The sequence below is a fragment of the Bacteroides sp. PHL 2737 genome, from assembly GCF_004115325.2.
Classification (GTDB): domain Bacteria; phylum Bacteroidota; class Bacteroidia; order Bacteroidales; family Bacteroidaceae; genus Bacteroides; species Bacteroides hominis.
Genome location: NZ_CP040630.1, coordinates 4,380,098 through 4,398,680 on the forward strand (window position 1 = coordinate 4,380,098; position 18,583 = coordinate 4,398,680).

General features: G+C 48.9%; 16 protein-coding genes. 2 read left to right on the forward strand and 14 right to left on the reverse strand.

Going from position 1 to position 18,583, the window contains the following annotated elements; translation table 11 throughout:
- Positions 1–91: 91 nt before the first annotated feature.
- The 4 genes from DBK98_RS18175 to DBK98_RS18190 all read right to left on the reverse strand — a co-directional run bounded on the left by DBK98_RS18175 (position 92) and on the right by DBK98_RS18190 (position 3,772).
- Positions 92–850 carry an MBL fold metallo-hydrolase gene (locus tag DBK98_RS18175; RefSeq protein ID WP_005806965.1) on the reverse strand — a complete coding sequence of 253 codons (759 nt, stop codon included), beginning with the start codon at positions 848–850 and terminating at the stop codon, positions 92–94.
- Position 851: 1 nt separating this feature from the next.
- Positions 852–1,850 carry a UDP-N-acetylmuramate dehydrogenase gene (murB, locus tag DBK98_RS18180; RefSeq protein ID WP_032535833.1) on the reverse strand — a complete coding sequence of 333 codons (999 nt, stop codon included), beginning with the start codon at positions 1,848–1,850 and terminating at the stop codon, positions 852–854.
- Between the two features lie 18 nt (positions 1,851–1,868).
- Positions 1,869–2,723 carry a DUF4348 domain-containing protein gene (locus tag DBK98_RS18185; RefSeq protein WP_005780011.1) on the reverse strand — a complete coding sequence of 285 codons (855 nt, stop codon included), beginning with the start codon at positions 2,721–2,723 and terminating at the stop codon, positions 1,869–1,871.
- Positions 2,724–2,818: 95 nt separating this feature from the next.
- Complete coding sequence (locus DBK98_RS18190) at positions 2,819–3,772, reverse strand: NAD-dependent epimerase/dehydratase family protein (protein ID WP_005780013.1); 954 nt, start codon at positions 3,770–3,772, stop codon at positions 2,819–2,821.
- Positions 3,773–3,908: 136 nt separating this feature from the next.
- Between DBK98_RS18190 and kbl the strand changes: the two genes are divergently transcribed.
- Positions 3,909–5,096 (forward strand): glycine C-acetyltransferase, encoded by a 1,188-nt coding sequence (kbl, locus tag DBK98_RS18195; RefSeq protein ID WP_005806971.1) that lies wholly within the window; start codon positions 3,909–3,911, stop codon positions 5,094–5,096.
- A 47-nt stretch (positions 5,097–5,143) separates the two neighbouring features.
- On the forward strand, positions 5,144–5,548 hold the full coding sequence (locus tag DBK98_RS18200; protein ID WP_005806973.1) for a DUF2721 domain-containing protein: 405 nt from the start codon (positions 5,144–5,146) through the stop codon (positions 5,546–5,548).
- A 127-nt stretch (positions 5,549–5,675) separates the two neighbouring features.
- Here DBK98_RS18200 and DBK98_RS18205 read toward each other — a convergent pair whose 3' ends face one another.
- The 10 genes from DBK98_RS18205 to DBK98_RS18245 all read right to left on the reverse strand — a co-directional run bounded on the left by DBK98_RS18205 (position 5,676) and on the right by DBK98_RS18245 (position 18,498).
- Positions 5,676–7,874 (reverse strand): DUF4906 domain-containing protein, encoded by a 2,199-nt coding sequence (locus DBK98_RS18205; protein ID WP_239650958.1) that lies wholly within the window; start codon positions 7,872–7,874, stop codon positions 5,676–5,678.
- Positions 7,871–8,104: a hypothetical protein gene (locus tag DBK98_RS23375; protein WP_164932436.1), complete on the reverse strand. Its 234-nt coding sequence runs from the start codon at positions 8,102–8,104 to the stop codon at positions 7,871–7,873. Before DBK98_RS23375 ends, DBK98_RS18205 begins: the two co-directional genes overlap by 4 nt.
- A 117-nt stretch (positions 8,105–8,221) precedes the next feature.
- Positions 8,222–9,793: an ATP-binding protein gene (locus tag DBK98_RS18210; RefSeq protein WP_032535814.1), complete on the reverse strand. Its 1,572-nt coding sequence runs from the start codon at positions 9,791–9,793 to the stop codon at positions 8,222–8,224.
- Between the two features lie 95 nt (positions 9,794–9,888).
- A complete protein-coding gene (locus tag DBK98_RS18215) occupies positions 9,889–12,318 on the reverse strand; it encodes a DUF4906 domain-containing protein (RefSeq protein WP_234072616.1) in 2,430 nt (809 codons plus the stop codon).
- A gap of 33 nt (positions 12,319–12,351) precedes the next feature.
- Positions 12,352–13,455 carry a DUF4906 domain-containing protein gene (locus tag DBK98_RS18220; protein ID WP_080714506.1) on the reverse strand — a complete coding sequence of 368 codons (1,104 nt, stop codon included), beginning with the start codon at positions 13,453–13,455 and terminating at the stop codon, positions 12,352–12,354.
- Between the two features lie 8 nt (positions 13,456–13,463).
- Positions 13,464–14,486 (reverse strand): fimbrillin family protein, encoded by a 1,023-nt coding sequence (locus DBK98_RS18225; protein ID WP_032535831.1) that lies wholly within the window; start codon positions 14,484–14,486, stop codon positions 13,464–13,466.
- A 116-nt stretch (positions 14,487–14,602) separates the two neighbouring features.
- The gene (locus tag DBK98_RS18230) at positions 14,603–15,619 is read right to left on the reverse strand and encodes a fimbrillin family protein (protein WP_234058462.1); all 1,017 of its coding nucleotides are present in this window, start codon (positions 15,617–15,619) and stop codon (positions 14,603–14,605) included.
- Between the two features lie 13 nt (positions 15,620–15,632).
- Positions 15,633–16,448 carry a fimbrillin family protein gene (locus DBK98_RS18235; RefSeq protein WP_032535812.1) on the reverse strand — a complete coding sequence of 272 codons (816 nt, stop codon included), beginning with the start codon at positions 16,446–16,448 and terminating at the stop codon, positions 15,633–15,635.
- A gap of 68 nt (positions 16,449–16,516) precedes the next feature.
- On the reverse strand, positions 16,517–17,422 hold the full coding sequence (locus tag DBK98_RS18240) for a fimbrillin family protein (protein WP_050496832.1): 906 nt from the start codon (positions 17,420–17,422) through the stop codon (positions 16,517–16,519).
- A gap of 11 nt (positions 17,423–17,433) precedes the next feature.
- Positions 17,434–18,498 (reverse strand): fimbrillin family protein, encoded by a 1,065-nt coding sequence (locus tag DBK98_RS18245; protein ID WP_032535811.1) that lies wholly within the window; start codon positions 18,496–18,498, stop codon positions 17,434–17,436.
- Positions 18,499–18,583: the final 85 nt, after the last annotated feature.

Genomic DNA, 18,583 nt, shown 5'->3' on the forward strand with positions numbered 1-18,583 from the left:
GCATTCGTTGTTTATCGGCTCACTGCAAAAATAATAAATTCTCCAAATAAAACAAAATATACTTAAAGAAAGAATTATTAAGCATTAATCACTAACATTCTATTTCAAGCCCGTCGAATGCAAAATGCACAAGCGGAGGAAGTAGTTTTTCCACATCTGCCTGAAGTCCGATATGATGACTCATGTGAATAAACCAGGTTTCCTTTGCCCCAATGCGTTTCACAGCCTCCAGCGCTTCAGAAAGGCTTTGATGGGTGTTGTGTGGTGCTACACGCAATGCATTCATCACCAGCACATCTACCCCTTGTAACTGCTCAAACGATTCATCGGGCATGGTCAGCATATCAGTAATATATCCGAGCTTTCCGATCCGATATCCCAGAATGGGCAGTTTGCCGTGCATTACCCTCAAGGGTAACACTTCGGTATGATTAACAAGAAACGGACGATTGGGTTCAATCTCACGCAAAGGAATATTCGGAACTCCCGGATAAGTATGTTCCACAAAGCAATAAGGCATCCGGCTACGCAAACGCTCAGCCGTATACGTTTCGGCATAAATAGGTACCTCTCCGAAACGACAGAAAGGACGTAAGTCATCCAAACCTCCCACATGGTCATAATGTTCGTGGGAAATCAATACGGCATCAATTTTACCAAACGGGACATGTAACATCTGTTCCCTGAAATCCGGACCGCAGTCCAACAATAAAGTAGCATCCCCGGTCTGCACCAACGCCGAGGTACGAAGACGATGATCTCTCGGATCTTTTGAAGTGCAAACCGCACAAGTGCATCCAATCTCGGGCACTCCGGTAGAAGTCCCGCTACCAAGTATTCTTATTTTCATTTCAGATAAAATTCACCTCCGGATGAATATCTATTCCAAACTTCTCTCTAACCGAAGCGCGTACTGCATCCGAAAGTGCTATAACATCCGCGCCTCTGGCTCCTCCGCGATTCACCAGTACCAGCGCTTGCTTATCATGTACCGCTGCCGGCCCCAAAGCTTTACCTTTCCAGCCACACTGATCAATCATCCAACCGGCAGGAATCTTTATCCGGTCGGCATCTATTTCGTAAAAAGGCATATGTGGATATTCTTCTTGCAACGCTTCAAATTTTATGCGGGACACAATCGGATTCATAAAGAAACTTCCCGCATTACCCATCACCCGGGGATCCGGCAATTTCTCCTCACGGATGGCGATAATCACCCGGCGCACGGTCTCCAATGTCACCGTAGGATACTTCTCCAATTCCCGGCGGATAGTACCGTAATCCAACGTATAATATTCCTTCTTACTTAACTTAAAGCTGACATAAGTGACAAAAACACTCTTATTTGCAGGGCGCTTAAAGATACTGTCCCGATAGGAATATCCACACTCTGAAATATCATAAACACGTTCTTTCCCCTCAATGTTCAAGGTTTCCACCCGCACAATCAGATCTTTTACCTCAACCCCATAAGCCCCGATATTCTGCACCGCACTGGCTCCCACTTCTCCGGGAATCAGGGAGAGGTTTTCCGCACCGTACCAATTATGCTTCACGCAATAATCCACAAAGTCGTCCCAGACTACACCTGCACCTACACGAACGACAATATCATCATCCGTTTCGTCCACCACCTCTACTCCTTCGATACGCGAGTGTAAAACAGTACCTTCGTAATCTTTAGTAAACAGCAGGTTACTGCCTCCCCCAATGTGCAAATAAGGAGAAGTCACTTGTCCTGAATCAATCAACCGATGCAATTCATCCACTGAAGCGTACTCCAAAAAACGAGCTGCGGACACATCGATGCCAAAAGTGTTATGTGATAAAAGAGAGTATTTTTGTTCCATAATCATAAAAAGCAATCACTAAATACTTGTATCCTCAAACTTATACAGTTCCCATCCGCTGTCTTTGCGCTGAAAATAGAGGATATTGGAGAACCCGTTGCCAATACCTTTCAATGCCAATATCTTGCGTGAAGTATTGTCATCATTCTGCTGTCCGTAATTAATATTCGAAAGCTTATCAGTAGGCAATACCGGCTTAAAGGCAAACCACTGGTTCAAGTCAAGTGTAGTTTCGAGTATTGAGAAATCGTCATCCGGATCGGTGGTAACAAACGCAAGCGGCTGCCGGATTCGGTGACTCTGGAAGATACTGTCTGTTGCAAAGTGCCCATAGAATTCGACGAAATCCTCGTTCTCGCTTTTCTCAATCGGACGCAGATTGATTGCTTCAAGCATCCACGCCCCTTTAATTCTTTCAAAATAATATTTCTTCACCATTCGTTTCTTGATGAAAATCCATTCCACCTGAACGGAAGTGAGTGAAGTATCCCCTACCATGTCCATGTCCTCTTCCCGGTCGAAGAGCAAGGTATAATAACTCTGTTTAGTAAACAAGTCATCGTGCTTCCAGTACTTCTTATCAATTTTTGAAGCTCGTTCTCCGTTGTAGTAGGGCAACGGAAACACTACGCGCTGCCTTTGCAGAGCGTCATCAGAAGCAAAGTTATAGATAAAGTCGTCAAACGATTCGTCAGCTTCAATCGGTTTAGGTTCGTCCGAAGCCTTCTCTTTATCAATGGAGTCGGCTTTGTTCACCATAGCCGAATCTACCAGATGTGTAATAGATGCAAAGGGGTCAGCGTCAGTCTTTTTGTTGTTTCCACATGCGGCAAACAACACCAGGACGGTGACTCCCGCCATTATTGTTTTCATTTTAATAGTTAGCAATGTGTCGATATTCCCATGTGCCAACCGGTTTTCAAAACCATTTCATTATTCCGGCGGGCACATGGGCCTATATCATCACATTATTTTAATTTAGCTCTTAGTTTTTCAAGCATATCTACTGTCATACTCTCCAAATCGTAAGCCGGTTTCCAGCCCCACTCTTCGCGGGCACAAGAATCATCCATACTGTCAGGCCAGCTGTTGGCGATGCGCTGTTTCAGCGGGTCTACCTTATATTCCATTTCAAAGTCAGGAACATGTTTCTTGATGGCAGCATAAATTGTTTCGGGTGCAAAGCTCATAGAAGCGATGTTGAAAGCATTACGGTGTACCAGTTTCGTCGGATCAGCTTCCATCAGCGAGATAGCTGCGTTCAGCGCATCCGGCATATACATCATATCCATCAGTGTTCCTTCCGGAATCGGACAGATAAACTTCTCTCCTTTTACGGCAGAGTAGTAGATGTCTACTGCGTAGTCAGTCGTACCACCTCCCGGAGGTGTCACATTCGAAATGATTCCCGGGAAACGCACGGCACGTGTATCTACGCCATACTTATTAAAATAATAGTCGCTCAGCAACTCCGTGGTTACCTTGCTGATACCATACATAGTGCGCGGACGCTGAATGGTATCCTGCGGTGTCTGCACGTGAGGTGTGCTTTCGCCAAACGAACCGATCGAACTCGGAGTAAACACGGCGCATTTGTTTTCGCGGGCCACTTCGAGTACATTCCATAATCCGTCGATACCGATTTTCCAAGCCAGTTTGGGCTTCGATTCGGCCACAACAGACAGCAGGGCTGCCAGGTTGTAGATTGTGTCGATATTATACTCCTTCACTACAGAGGCGATCATCTCCTGATCTGTTACATCGACTACCGCCGACGGACCGGATTCTTTCAATTCCCCTTTGGGCTCTGCCCCGTGAATATAACCTGCTACTACATGTGTGTTTCCGTAGCGTTTACGTAGTTCCATCGTGAGCTCCGAACCAATCTGGCCGGTTGCTCCAATTACCAAAATATTTTTCATTATCTTTACTAATAAGGTGTATTAAGCTAAATGGTGCGCAAAGTAAGCACTTTTTTTTCATTTTTATACCAAATATATGTTGTTTATTCCAAGAAAAATTGTGTCCTTTGCAAAAGAAACTAAAACCCCAAACACTATGTACGGTAAAATGAAAGAACACCTCAGCAACACGATTGCTGAAATTAAAGAAGCAGGCCTCTACAAAGAGGAACGCTTAATCGAAAGTGCACAACAAGCTGCTATCACTGTTAAAGGCAAGGAAGTACTGAATTTCTGTGCCAACAACTACCTTGGATTGTCTAACCATCCCCGCCTGATCGAAGGTGCAAAGAAGATGATGGACCGTCGTGGATACGGTATGTCTTCTGTACGTTTCATCTGCGGAACTCAAGATATACATAAGGAGCTGGAAGCCGCAATTTCAGACTATTTCAAAACCGAAGACACTATTTTGTACGCAGCTTGCTTTGATGCCAACGGCGGTGTGTTCGAACCGTTGTTCACCGACGAAGATGCCATCATCTCCGACTCACTGAACCACGCTTCTATCATCGACGGAGTACGTCTTTGCAAAGCAAAACGCTATCGTTATGCCAATGCAGACATGGCCGATCTGGAACGTTGCCTGCAGGAAGCACAAGCCCAGCGTTTCCGCATTATCGTTACCGACGGCGTATTCTCAATGGACGGTAATGTAGCTCCAATGGACAAAATCTGTGATCTGGCCGAGAAGTACGATGCCCTGGTGATGGTAGACGAATCTCACTCTGCCGGTGTAGTTGGTGCAACCGGTCATGGAGTAAGCGAACAGTACAACACTTACGGACGTGTAGATATCTACACCGGAACTCTGGGTAAAGCCTTTGGTGGTGCTTTGGGCGGATTCACAACCGGCCGCAAAGAGATCATCGACCTGCTTCGCCAGCGCAGCCGTCCGTACCTGTTCTCAAACTCACTTGCTCCGGGTATTATCGGTGCCAGCCTCGAAGTATTCAAGATGCTGAAAGAAAGCAACGAAATCCATGACAAACTGGTAGAAAACGTAAACTACTTCCGCGACAAGATGACCGCAGCCGGATTTGACATCAAACCGACTCAGAGTGCTATCTGTGCCGTGATGCTGTACGATGCCAAACTGTCACAGGTTTATGCAGCCCGCATGCAGGAAGAAGGTATTTATGTAACAGGTTTCTACTATCCGGTAGTTCCGAAAGACCAGGCACGTATCCGTGTACAGATTTCAGCCGGTCACGAAAAAGAACACCTCGATAAATGTATCGCTGCATTCATCAAAGTAGGTAAAGAATTAGGTGTACTGAAGTAAACCTTTATTTCTCTTCCATTGTTATTGTATATAAAAGTATGATAACAATGGAAGAACTTACACTCACGACACCCGCGCTGCTATTTTCAGCCGTTTCACTTATTCTTTTGGCATACACCAACCGTTTTCTCTCGTATGCCCAATTGGTACGCACTCTTCGCGACCGTTATATGGAAGATCCCTCTGATATCAATGTAGCTCAAATTGAGAATCTGCGCAAACGCCTCAACCTGACCCGCATGATGCAGGTGTTCGGCATTGCCAGCCTATTCTTCTGCGTAGTTACCATGTTTCTTATCTACATCGGGTTGTTCCTGCTTTCCATCTATATTTTCGGACTCGCACTGCTTCTGTTAATCGCCTCTTTAGGCGTTTCTCTCCGTGAGATACAGATATCGACCCGTGCCTTGGACATCTACCTGAGCACAATGGAAGGAAAACTAAAACATTAAAAATTACTTTTCCACACCACGCCCATAGGAGCCACATAAATAAAGTTCCGCTCCTCCCCACCGGAAGCAAGCGGAACTTTCACAAACAAAACAACAGATCGTTTATAACTTTATCAATCCATACCGGTCAGTCAGCCCGCTCCTGAATGCAACGTAGGGGAATCGCTTCACGTTCATGTCCTGTAAGAACAATACTTGCTTTTGTCGAAGCAGTTTTTCCTATTTTAAAATAACTCACTGTTTCCCCTCCCGAAGCAGTACCTAACTTATTTCCGCACCAAATTAAAGCAGATTCTCCAATATACGCAAACTGACTATCCAAATAATAATAACCGGTGAGCCGAACATAAGTCGTTAGTTTTTTATTTGTATCATATGCCATAACCATTCCTCCATGTGCACCAACACTATCCGAATTCATCACATTAGCACCATTGTCTGATGCTTTGACTGCTTGATTCACATTGCTAAACAGTGAAAGATAGTTCTCAATCAGTGCTACACGCCATCCTGCCGGACACGGATCATGAACTGTCTTCTGAATATTCCAAGCATTCAGATATGTATTATTCCGATCACTGTCCGCTATCCATTTATGTACATTTGTCTTTTTATATATATTCAACGGATTCTGGTAAGCCGTCCGATAAGTCGCCTGAGCATTTACAGCCGGATCAAAAGGCAGGAAAGTGACTCCATCCGGCTTATATAAGCTTAATATTCCCACAATCGGTTTAGTCATCGGAGTAGGAAGATTCACTATCGTGATCGGCTTATTCGAATAACTGCTCGGATATGGATCTTTCCTTCCCCATTGATAATGGAATCCATGTGTCTTAAACTTCTCCACATCCGACGGCGGCACGCCGGCATATCCGGCCATAGCCCCCAGATTACGATCCATCATCGGTAACTGGTTTCCATGATTGCCATATGTAAATTTCAGTTTTCTTTTAGTCAACGGCTCTTGCACATCCGCATCACCTGTCGCGTCCGGGCGGTAGTCCGTCACCCACACATGCCAGCTCCAGAGTATCTTACCATCCGCACCATAAGCGGCAATCACCCCGCTACCACCGGTAGTTCCCGGAGCCACACGGCAATAAACACGGGCTTCCCCTTTATTCTTCACCGGATACAACGTCGGATCGGTTCCATCTGTCCGTTTCAAATCCACGATGTTCGTATGGTCATCCTCCGAAGTTACGATTCCCATTACCGGCTCACCGATATCTCCATCCTCTTTGGTCTGCCAGAGTAGTTTCATCGTAGTGATTCCTCCGGAAGCCTCACACCAACCTTTCAATACATCGTTCGTTTTATCCGGATCTCCATTCTGTTGGTATGCCAGCGGATCAAAGCAGAAGCCGCCTCCGGCGGATACCATAAAGCAATTGGCCGTAGGCACAAAGTTTTCATTATTTTCCGAAGCGGGTACAGGGTTGATATAGGTCACCCGTTTATCACTTGTCGGGATACCGCTATGTGCAAAGTTCACCGTATAATCATAATTCGCATTACTCTTAATGTCGAAATTCGTCGACTGCCTCCCGCCGATATAAACACGATAGTCCAGTTTAACTTTTGCATCCTGATCGCTCACCGCGACAAAGTTAAAGAAAGAACTTCCTTTAGGAGCATTCTCTTTTGTCCGTTGGGTTTCAGAGTTCGCTGCCGGTTTCTCTCCGCGCATATTGGTCGGTACCCAGCAAGAGTAACTTCCACTTTGTGCCACATTTTTTATCTGCAAAGTAGTAAACTGATCCAGGATAGAAGGATAATTTCCCTCACTATCGGGGGTAGGGATAACCGCATAGTTCAATGGGACACTTTGGAGCAACAGTTGTTTCAAAGTATATCCGCTCACAGCATATGTCCACTCCACGGTGAGCCGGGCAGCCAGACGCTTCAGCAGCAAACGGGTATCATAGCTCCCCTCCGGACTCTGAATCACATACTTACCATCTACTTGCGCCACATTCACATGCTCCAGATGGAGTACATAAGGCATCTTCTTCATATCTTCACTATTCGAAGGATCAATCGCATTGATCACCGACGAGTTTACGTCCATCGCCTGCACCTTCTCCAAAGAGTTACTACCCAAGGCAGCTATCGCCCCCCCGTTGCCACGCGCCACAATCAGCAACTGGCAGTCCGTCAGTGCGCTTAAAGTGACCTCCAGATGTTTCCCAAGCGCTACATTGCCATAGTCCTTCCCGTTTATATAAGTTCCATTCGAGTCATACTGACGTATCTCCAGGTTATATAACTGATCCGGAACGCTTGTCCCGCCACGAGTCATCGTTCCTGACGAAAGGTTCACATCAAAAGCAGCTTTGCTGCTTTCAACGGCGAGCCGTTGAGGCGAGCCGTTGAGGCTCCATCATCACTTGAATCTTCGGCAAAGCCGAAGACCATCGATACCGTCACCTCTTCACCATCCGCCGGAGGAACCACCGCCTCTTCCGTCCGGTCCTCACATCCACTCAACCCTCCCAGAAGGATCACTCCTCCCAAGAGCATTAACCATTTATTCTTCCAAGTCTGTTTCATATCATTATTTTTAAATTACTGTCTAATCCCGAAACCCCGGAAAACAGTCCGTCCCGCCTTGTGCATCTCCAGATACACAAAGCGGGACGGAAAACTATATTGTCCTGTCAGCCCTGTCTACTTAACTATCAGCCATTCCCCTAAATTACGTTGTTCCGCATCGAACGAAACGCCAACCTTTACCAGTTTCCTGCCATCAGCCCCGTAAGGGAACGAATACCCTTTTTCCTCAATCTGCTGTAAAGCCGCCTCGGCACTGCCGTCCAGTTTGAATTCAAAAACATATGTATAATCAGCTGTTTTCACCACAGCATCCGCACGCCCCCGGGCAGAACGAACCTCTGCCTCCGTAAATTGTCCCATCAGCTTGAATACAAGATAAAATACCACCTGATAATGACGTTCCGTCTTTGTATTCAACTCATAAGGGAAATCAGCGAAAAAGCAACGCAGACGTTCAAGAAAAGCCTCCACATCACCACTTGTCAGCTCCCGGACAAACTTACCTATATAAAAAGCAGTATCCGTAGAAGCCACCGGAGTATAAAAAGGAGCCACAAAGTTAAGGAAGCCATACTTCACCTCTTCGTTGGGGAAGCCAAGCGTATACAGCCCGAATTGCGGATCATACTTCTTGACGGTAAGATAACCACTCTGATAAATCATCGGAACCGGATTATGTATATCGGCACAGTCGTCACTCAATGAAGCCGAGCTCACTTCAATACCATCCAGGTCACGCAGGTCAAAGTCCGTCTTACGCAACATTTCAGCCAGAAACGTAGGAGTACCACTCGCAAACCAAGCGTTCTCAAACAGACCGGTCGAAAAAGTATTCAGTACACTGAAAGGATTGAACATACCTTCCCAGTTACGATAATTAAAATGATAACCGTCATATTGCCGCCCAAGCTTATCCATTGTCTCTTCATACGTCAATCCGTTGCCTCGGGCAAGAGATTGAAGTTCCGGAGCAAAAACGGCTTCTATTTCCGCACGGGTCATACCACACAAAGTAGTATATGCCGGATGCAGACTGATGTCCTGCAATTGGTTCAGATTACTGAAAATACCCATTTGAGCAAACTTGGTCACTCCCGTGATAAAGACCAACTGCAAATAAGCATCGGCACTCTTTAGCACAGTGTAGAAAGCTGTCAACGTCTCACGAAAGTCACGTTGCAGTTCCGGATTATCAAACGAGCGAAGCATCGGCTTGTCATATTCGTCTACCAGCACCACTACACGCCTGCCTGTCTGTTCATAGGCACGGCGGATGACGGTCATAAAACGAATCGAGTAACTCCGGTTAATCTCTGTTACCCCGTATTCCGCCTCCCACGCTTCAAGCTGGCTTTCGAGCAAATTGGCCAAGCGCTCGTTACTGTCATATTTCTCTGCATTGAGATCCAGGTGCAACACCGGATACACAAGCCAGTCCTGCTCCAACCGCTCAATGGCAAGCCCCTTGAACAAGTCTTTCTTTCCCAGAAAGTAAGCTTCCAGCGTAGAGAGCAACAAGCTCTTGCCAAACCTCCGGGGACGGCTCAGGAAACAGGGGATCCCCGCCTTCGCCAGCCGGTAAACCAGTTCTGTTTTATCTACATAAAGATACCCTCCGGTACGAAGCTTCTCAAAGCTCTGTATCCCAATCGGAAGTTTACGGGACATCGTATTACATATATCCATATCGCCTCTGTTTTTTATATCATTGCTACTACACACAAAGATACTAATTGTTTTCCGTTATTCCAGTATGTCAAAGAGCAAAATTGATTCTTCTGTCAGTCCCTTTCCTGTATGCAGCGCAAAGGAAGCATCGCACTCAAAGTCCCTCCATTATTAATTCCATTGATACCTCTCCGTTGACTAGAGGATGTAGAAACCAACTGTAAATGCCTCGCCTGATAAGTATTACCAATTTTAGCACAATTACAGCACCATATAAAATCGAAATAACCTATTTGAACAAACTCTCCGTCAGCATAATATCCACACAATCGGAAATAAGTGACCTTCGACTGATCTGTCTTATCATATCGCAATACAAAACCTTTATCGTCCCCTTGCGTATTATAATTACTCATATTCATATTATTAGTCGAATAGCTCGGCAACGTCCCGCTATAATCCTTATCACTGAACAAAGAGTAATACTCCTCCGCCTTCGCTACCCGCCATCCGGCCGGACACGGATCATGCACAGTTTTAACGGTAGCAGACCAGGCACCGGATATCGAATTGGTGACCTCACTCGTGAACCAATACTGGCTTGTCGTCGGTTTATAGGCAGTCAAAGGATTCTGATATGCCGTCCGATAACTGGCTTGTCCGTTGTATGACGGATTAAATGGTAAAAACGTCACCCCGTCTGGCTGATATAAACTCATGATACCCACTATCGGTTCCGTTATTTTTTGCGGTAATTTTACAGTTATAATCGGTCTGTTCGAATAACTGCTCGGGTACGGGTCCTTTCTTCCCCACTGATATTGAAATCCATGCGCTTTAAACTTCTCTACATCCAAAGTAGGAGCCTTCGCATACCCTGCCATAGCTCCCAAATCCCGGTCCATCATCGGACGCTGCTCTGGATGGCTGCCATACGTAAACTTCAGTTTTCTTTTAGTCGACGGTTTCTGCACATCCACATTACCCGTAGCGTCCGGATGATAGTCCGTCACCCATACATGCCAGCTCCAAAGTATTTTACCATTATTATCATAAGCCGCAATCACACCGCTGCCGCCCGTTGTGCCCGGAGCCACACGGCAATAAACACGAGCTTCCCCTTTATCCTTCACCGGATACGACACCGGATCGGTTCCATCTGTCCGTTTCAAATCCACGATGTTCGTATGGTCATTCTCCGAAGTTACGATACCCATCACCGGCTCACCGATGTCTCCATCCTCTTTGGTCTGCCAGAGAAGCTTCACCCTAACGATGCCCCCCCCTTGGCACCAGCCCTTCAAGGTTTCATTCGTTGTCTCTGCTCCGTCACTCTGATAGGCCAGCGGGTCAAAGCAGAAACCCGTACCAGGGGCCACCATAAAGCAATTGGCCGTCGGCACAAAGTTTTCATTATTCTCCGAAGCGGGTACAGGATCGATGTAGGTCACCCGTTTGTCATTTGTCGGGATACCGGTATGACCAAAGTTCACCACATAGCTGTACTCCGTATTATTGTTCAGGCTGAAATCCGAGGATGTTTTCCCGCCGATGTACACACGATAGTCCAGTTTCTTTTTGGGATCCGTTGCATTCACGGCTACAAAGTTCAGAAAAGAGCTTCCCTTCGGCGCGTTCGCTTTCGTGCGCTGCAAATCGGAGTTTGCAGCAGGAGATTCGCCACGTACATTGGCCGGGATCCAGCAAGAATAAGAACTGCCTTTACTCATATCGATCTCTACTGTATGAAACTGATCCAGAATAGAAGGATAATTTCCCTCACTATCGGGGGTAGGGATAACCGCATAGTTCAACGGGACGCTCTGCAACAGGAGTTGTTTCAGTTCATATCCGCTCACGTTGTAGTTCCAGCTCACCGTCAGCCGGGCAGCCAGACGCTTCAACAACAGGCGGGTATCATAGCTCCCCTCCGGACTCTGAATGACAGCCTTACCGTCGGTGCCCGTCACCACGTTTACGTGTTCCAGATGGAGCACATAAGGCATCTTCTTCATATCTTCACTATTCGAAGGATCAATAGCGTTTATCACAGACGAGCTTACGTCCATCTTCTGCACCTGCTCCAAAGATTTACCATCCAAAGCAGCTATCGCGCCCCCGTTGCCACGTGCCACAATCACCAACTGGCAGTCCGTCAGTGCGCTTAAAGTGACCTCCAGATGCTGCCCAAGCAATACATTGCCATAGGCCTTCCCGTTTTTATAACCTCCTTTCGAGTCATACTGACGTATCTCCAGGTTATATAACTGATCCGGAGCGCTTATTACTTCCCCGGTCCGGGTCTTCGCCGCAGGCAGCAGGCGTGCGCTGAACGCTCCGCCCTCTCCATCCTCTCCGGCACGCGTATCGGCGGGCACCGAAAGCGCGTATCCATCCTCCTCGTCGGCAAAACCGAAAGAAAGAGAAACTTCTACCGGATTTCCTTCACCGGCTGCCGGAACAGACTCACTGAACCGCTCCTCACAAGACGTCAACCCCATCAACAGGGCCGTTACCGTGAGCATACATCCTAACCTATTCATACAACTGCTGTATTTCATCTTACCTCCTTCGTATTATCTAAAATTCACTTCATTCGGGATGATTTCCACTTCATCGAACATGATCACGTTACCATCTGTGATGGTCACCCTTACGTCCGCACTATTGGCTCCGCTGATGTTGATTGTCAGCTTATACAGATAGCCCCTGCGGATATTGTAGTCAGTCATCAGGTTGCCTCCCAAATAAAGAGTATAACTCACCCCGATAGGATCCGTCGCTCCCGTATACGTGTAACTTCCATTCAACCTGATATACGTACAGTTATCAAGTCTATTCTCCTCTATATCACCCGGTCCGTACTTATCCAGATTCTTGTCGGCAAAAGAAGGAGCCGTCCCCATTCCCCGCAGATTCTCGCCCATATAGAACGTACGGGATCCACTGTCATCCAATGCACCCGAACCGACCAGTTGCAAGTTCTTGTTTATCATAGCCGCATCCACCGGATATTTGACAGACAGCCCTCCTCCTCCACGGGCATATAAAGCCATCACATTTGGGACATTGGCTATCTCTACTGAATTAATCGTCATATTATTTCCCATAAAGTCCTTTTTGGTCCACGACATTTCAATGGTAGCATAAGCACGCTGCAACGGAGCTATAATCGGTATCGCACCCGTTTCCCCTTCCCCGGCTTCGGGAGTATAGTTAAGCGGACCGGCAGTGAGCAGCGACGGTTGGTCAGTAATGGTAGTGCACCCAACAGTCTTCCCCATCAGGTCGGCTTCGCTCCCTTTGAAATCTTTCAATGCATCTCCTACATTGGCTATGACGTAGAACCGGCTGGTAATTCGGCTAAAGGCGGCCTTGTCTGTGTTGAGTTCGATCGTCCCGTTATCCAAAGCATCTCCCACAGACGAAAAATAGTAAGTCTTCAATGGCTCGTCGGTGTTATCGCTTTTATACTGCAATACCCACACATTGTTTATTGGTATTGTATTCAATGTTCCGCGGGTATCCACCCTCAGCGCCGGAGGCTGTTGCAACCGGAAAGAGAATCCGCCTTCCGGAATGCCAGAAGTATCCTCGCACCCGCACAGCCATCCCGCCAGGACCAAGACGGCAAGTATCCTTACCAATAACACACTATAGATTTTATTCCTACTTTTCATCTTTCTGTTCATTTGTTTTTACCAAGCCCATCGGAATTAACGGTCACCGTCGATTCATAATCCCGCACCGCCAGAGTCAAGTCCCCCGGATTAAGTATTCCATAGAAAGTCAGCGTAAAGTCAAACTGATAGGTCATTCCCGGAAGCAATACTTTCTGGATGCTTGCCGGATAGGTATCTTTCCACACCTTTGCCTCACCGTTATCACTGTACCCCACTTCAAGTTCTATCGCAAAATCAATGGTTGCCGTCCCGTCTACCGGCAGAAGTACTACCGGAGAACTTTCACGCTTCTTCTTCACATCATATCCGGTTCCGTTATTCGTAAAGCCACTGAAAGGATAATTCCCTCCAAAGCTCCCGCCATAGGCATTCCATGCCGGATTGCCCAACGTATAATTAAGCGATTCGCAAAGCCCATTCATCAGGAACGACCTCACCACCAGACTTGTAGGAGTGACCGGAGAGTTAGTATTGCCAGCCACCGACACCTGCACCTGTGCCCCCATTCTCTTAAACGGATTGGGCAGCGTCACGCTCATGTGGCTCTCTCCCATCTGGTTGGGTTGTACCACGATCCCTTTCAGCGTAGTATACATAAAGTCTTTGCCGTTCCCGACCGGAATCGTACCGTCCGTCTTTAGTTCCGGTACTTCGGTCGAGGAGTTATACGACACCAGATAAAGATCGTACGTCCCGCGATATAAATAGAGTTCACCCGTGGCCACTCCATTCTTCACCGTATAGGTCTTACCGTCCAGCGGTTGGGTCTTTGTTGTGGAAGCATTGGCCGGAAAAGCGTAAACCTGGAATGTCTTTCCGTCCGCCATATCCGCCGGATCACCGTCCACACGCGTCGACGCCTCTCCTGCCACCAAGCGGCAGAGCCGGAAACTGAGTGCCACCGGCTCTCCTTCATCTCCGCCGGAACCGGACGCCCCGGGCATGTCATCCCCCGAACACCCAGACAGCCCAAGACTCCCCAAGCAGCAAAGGCCACAACCTATCCAATATTTCAGTCTCTTATTCATCATCGTTCTATTTTTGTCACCACAGATTACACAGACTTCTCACGGATTAATAATTTATCCTGGTTGATATTGAAGAGTAAATAATCTGTGTTAATCCGTGTAATCTGTGGTGAAACTTAAATTCCAATACTCGTGTTCTGGTTCGCGTCACTCTTCCAGTCATCTATCTTCACCGAACTCAAGCTGCCCCCCATCTTGTCCACCGTAATCTGATAGACGTAGTGGTAACCGGCTTTCCATTCGGCACTTACCGATTTCGTCTCAAACGCATGGGCGTTTTCTGCCGACTCACCATTGATGCGAACCTTCAGGCGGAACGAAAGCACAGTTTCCTTTCCCGTCATCGGGGCTGTCAGGCAGCTCACATTCGGTGTAGCCTGCTGCTCTTTCAGCACGACCGGCCTTGCCGCATCGGCAAGCGTCAACAGGGAGGTGGACGACAGGCCATTGAGGACACCGGTCTTCAGGTTCATTGTACCCGTACCCGACTGCAAACGGCTGGTTCCGCTCTGTATCTCTATCTGCACCAACTCCAGCTTATCTTTATTCGCCGAAGCCGACTTCACAATCCGGAAGCTGACCTTTGCCAAAGCGTGCTTCATCCTGAAGCTGACCGCCCGGGCACCCGAAGTGGCCGTGACCGGTGCCAGCCCCGAAGCGGGAGATACTCCATAGAGATAGTCCGGCTGATCCGTCGCCAGAAAATCGGTGGCACCGGCGGTAGTCATCACCGATACGGGTACAGTGTGGTTGCCGTCAGCCTGATGGGTCACTCCCGCCACCGGAGGATGACAGGCATACAGAAGGGCATTGGCGGTAATCACCGGAGCAGCATCCGCGCTCCAGGAGTTGTTCTGCAGCCGATACTCCGAAAACGGATTGCTGCCATAAGCCACGTGAGCCTCAGTAGTGGCATATACACTGATCGCCTCGACGGTGGTGACGGCCGCACGGGTGGCGGCACTTCCCTCTCCGGTTTCCACTTCCACCCCGGTCAGCCGCAAAGGGCCGCCCGCAGGCAACGGATCGTCCGCCCCGCACGAGGTGAATAAGGCTGCGAGTAGCAGTACGGCTCCCATCGTGCCCTTATGGGCTTTCCTATTCTTCATCGGTCTATATTCTTTCTGTTTCATCTCTCTTCTTTTCTCAGGTTGCGCTTCCCACATTTTCTTCCGCCACATCGCTGAAAGGCGCCACGGTGACACCCGTCAGAATCAGTTCGTTGGTGGCGGTGAAGTTATATTGGTAGTTATATCCCGCCTGTAGCGTAAACGGTGACGTGTCGGTATAAGTCTTTTGCGCCTCCGTCGTCGTTTTCAGCCTGATGGTGAACTGCCGCGAGCCGGGACAGACTATCGCCACATAGGTATGGCGAACGGAAGCCGTCGTGCTTCCCGAGGCGCAATACGGGGTTATGGTTTCCGAGGCACCTGTATCGGTACGAATCCCCGTCCCGGACAGAGAGGCGCTCTCAGGTGTCTGCGACGACTGATAAGTCACCACCACAGTCACCTTCGCCGCTGCCGGCGCAAAGGTAAAGCTGCATTTATTTCCGTTCAATACTCCTGCCGCCGTCAACCGGTTGCTTTTCCAGAAATTGGTTGGCGTGCTTTGATCGGCAAGGATACCGCTGAATTCCTCCGGAAAGGAAGCCGCAAAAGACTCTGATCCGGTAGTGGTCAGCGCTGTTTGTCCGTCGGCCAGCCCCCAGCCACCCTCCGCTTTGCGCTGATAGAGTGCACTTTCGGCAGCACCACCGGATTTCGATATTTTTATCCGGTCGCCGGTGACGAACGTCCGTTTGTCATAGTCAGTCGCGTGCGTGTCCCCGGCACGGGTCTCTCCTTGTCCTATTTCCGCCGATACTTCCAACGGAACAGGCAACGGATCCCCTTGGGCGCACGCCGCCAGAGCCAGCGCAATCCATACTCCTCCTATCCAATTCGTTCTCTTACCGTTCATTGTTCATCATTTAATTTACCACAGAGTGACACAAGGTCACACAGAGGTTATTCGTTCATAATTCATTGTTACGTGAGGCTTCCCGTATGCGACTCTCCGTTCTCCCATCCTTTGATCTCTTCTCCTACGGGCATCAGGATGTTGTTTTGCAACGTAAGGGTGTAACTGTAATGGCTGCCCGCCTTCCGCTCGCAAGTCAGGCTGGCGGTATAGCTCACTCCGTTGTAGTCGGTCACCGTAACGGTAACCTTCTTCTGCTCCGGCGTAGGTGATTCGGCTGTCAGCGGTGACAGGATGCCGTGCCAGGTGTATTTCGTCTCGTCCGGACGATACAGGTAGATATCTTCGTCAGCGGTTCCGCCGCTATAAAGCCCTTGACCTTGCACGGTCATATATGCGAAGGGTTGTGTCAACGCATTCTTACCCTCAAATGTCAAGGTCAACTTGGTGTTGCGGTGCACAAAGGCATTCTCGCCTCCCGTGAAGGAGAGCACCCCGGTTGCACCGGAAGTCACCCCGGCACTGGTACGGAGCAAGTTACTGTTGCGGTAGTTCTCACCGTCCACACCTCCCGTTTTGTTTCGTTGATCGGCATAAATGCCGGAGTAATCGGCGGGATACATAGCCTGATAGGTAGCTCCCGACTCAAAAAGCAATTCCGAGCCCGCTGCCGAAGGGGTCCACTCTCCTGTGGCGGAAAGCGTATAATCCACCGGAGCGGACGAACTTCCACCACGCGTACGGATGATACGGATGCGGTCGGCAGTAACGAAAGTGCTGCGGTCGTAACCATTGTCGGCGGCAACGACACGGGTGGGCGCCACCGTCTGCGCCGCATCCGGCACACCTATTTCGGCGGTCACCGTCAGCGGAGTTCCCTCCGGTACGGAGGGCAACGCCGTGTCGTCGGCACATCCGGCCAGCACCGGCAGCAGACACACGATATAGAATTGAATTGCTTTCATACACATCATTTAAAAAATTATCATCCTATCGGCTTCATATCCTGGTCCACCGGAGTCTCAGCATTCCAAGGCAGAATGGCCGCGTCCTGCAAGGTCAGTCCCCGCTTACCCAGCGTCAACGTATATATGTATTGGTTTCCCCGATCCCATGCCTGATTGAAGACATCGGTCGTAAGGGTCAGTTCACGTTCGGTGGCGGTGTTACCCAAACCGGCTTCGCCCAGCCGCAAAGTCAAAGTGACCCGTGCAGACGATGCTGCCGCCGTTTTCGGCGCCACCAGTCCATAGGCCACGGTAACAGCTCCGGTGGTTCCTATCTTCTGCGGGTTTGCCGAAGGGGTGAAGGTTAGCTTACCACTTGCAGACAATCCGGATAGCGTCCCATCCGATAAAGCCATCGCGCCCGAAGTGCCCGTAAGAAAGGGTGTAGCGCCTCCCTCGGCGGTCAGGTGAACGCTTTTTACATAGTCATACACCGCATCCGCAGGCCGATCAGTCGCATTCTGGATGCGAAACACCAGTTGTGCCAACGCATGTTGCAAGTAAATGGCAGGAGTGGCACTTTGGCTGTTGGCAGTGATGGGCTCAGCCGATCCCTGAGTGGAAGTGGCGGAGCCATACAGATAGTCATGGACGGAACAACCGTAGTCATTGGCTCCGTCAAAGGTCTGCCCCTCAGGCAGAGTTACCGGAAGTGTGGGCAGAGTGGTTCCGCTACCGGCCGTCAACGTCACGGTGGCAGGCGACCAGGCATGGAGCCTTGCCGTCCGGAGACTGACATAGGTAGGCGGGGTGCTGCTCCAACTGTTGCCGGACCCTTTGGTAAAGGTGGCTCCCGTGGCACTGCTACCGGGATAGAGACTACCATCCGGAGCTGCGAGGTAGATGCCAATGCTATTGATCCGGTCTGCACCCGTACCGATGCCATTGACAAGGGTACGGCTGGAGACGAGGGTAGCACCGGCATGAATACCGGGACGCAAGGAGACGCGGTCTCCGTCGGTGGCGGAAGAGTCTTCGCCGGAACAGGCACCGAAAAACAGGGCTACGCTCCAAAGGAGTAAAAAGGTAAATGGATGGGGCATCTAATATTTGGTTTTTATTCACCACAGAGGACACAGAGGGCACAGAGTTTTAATGTTCTCAGCTGTTCATTGTTGATCGTTCATT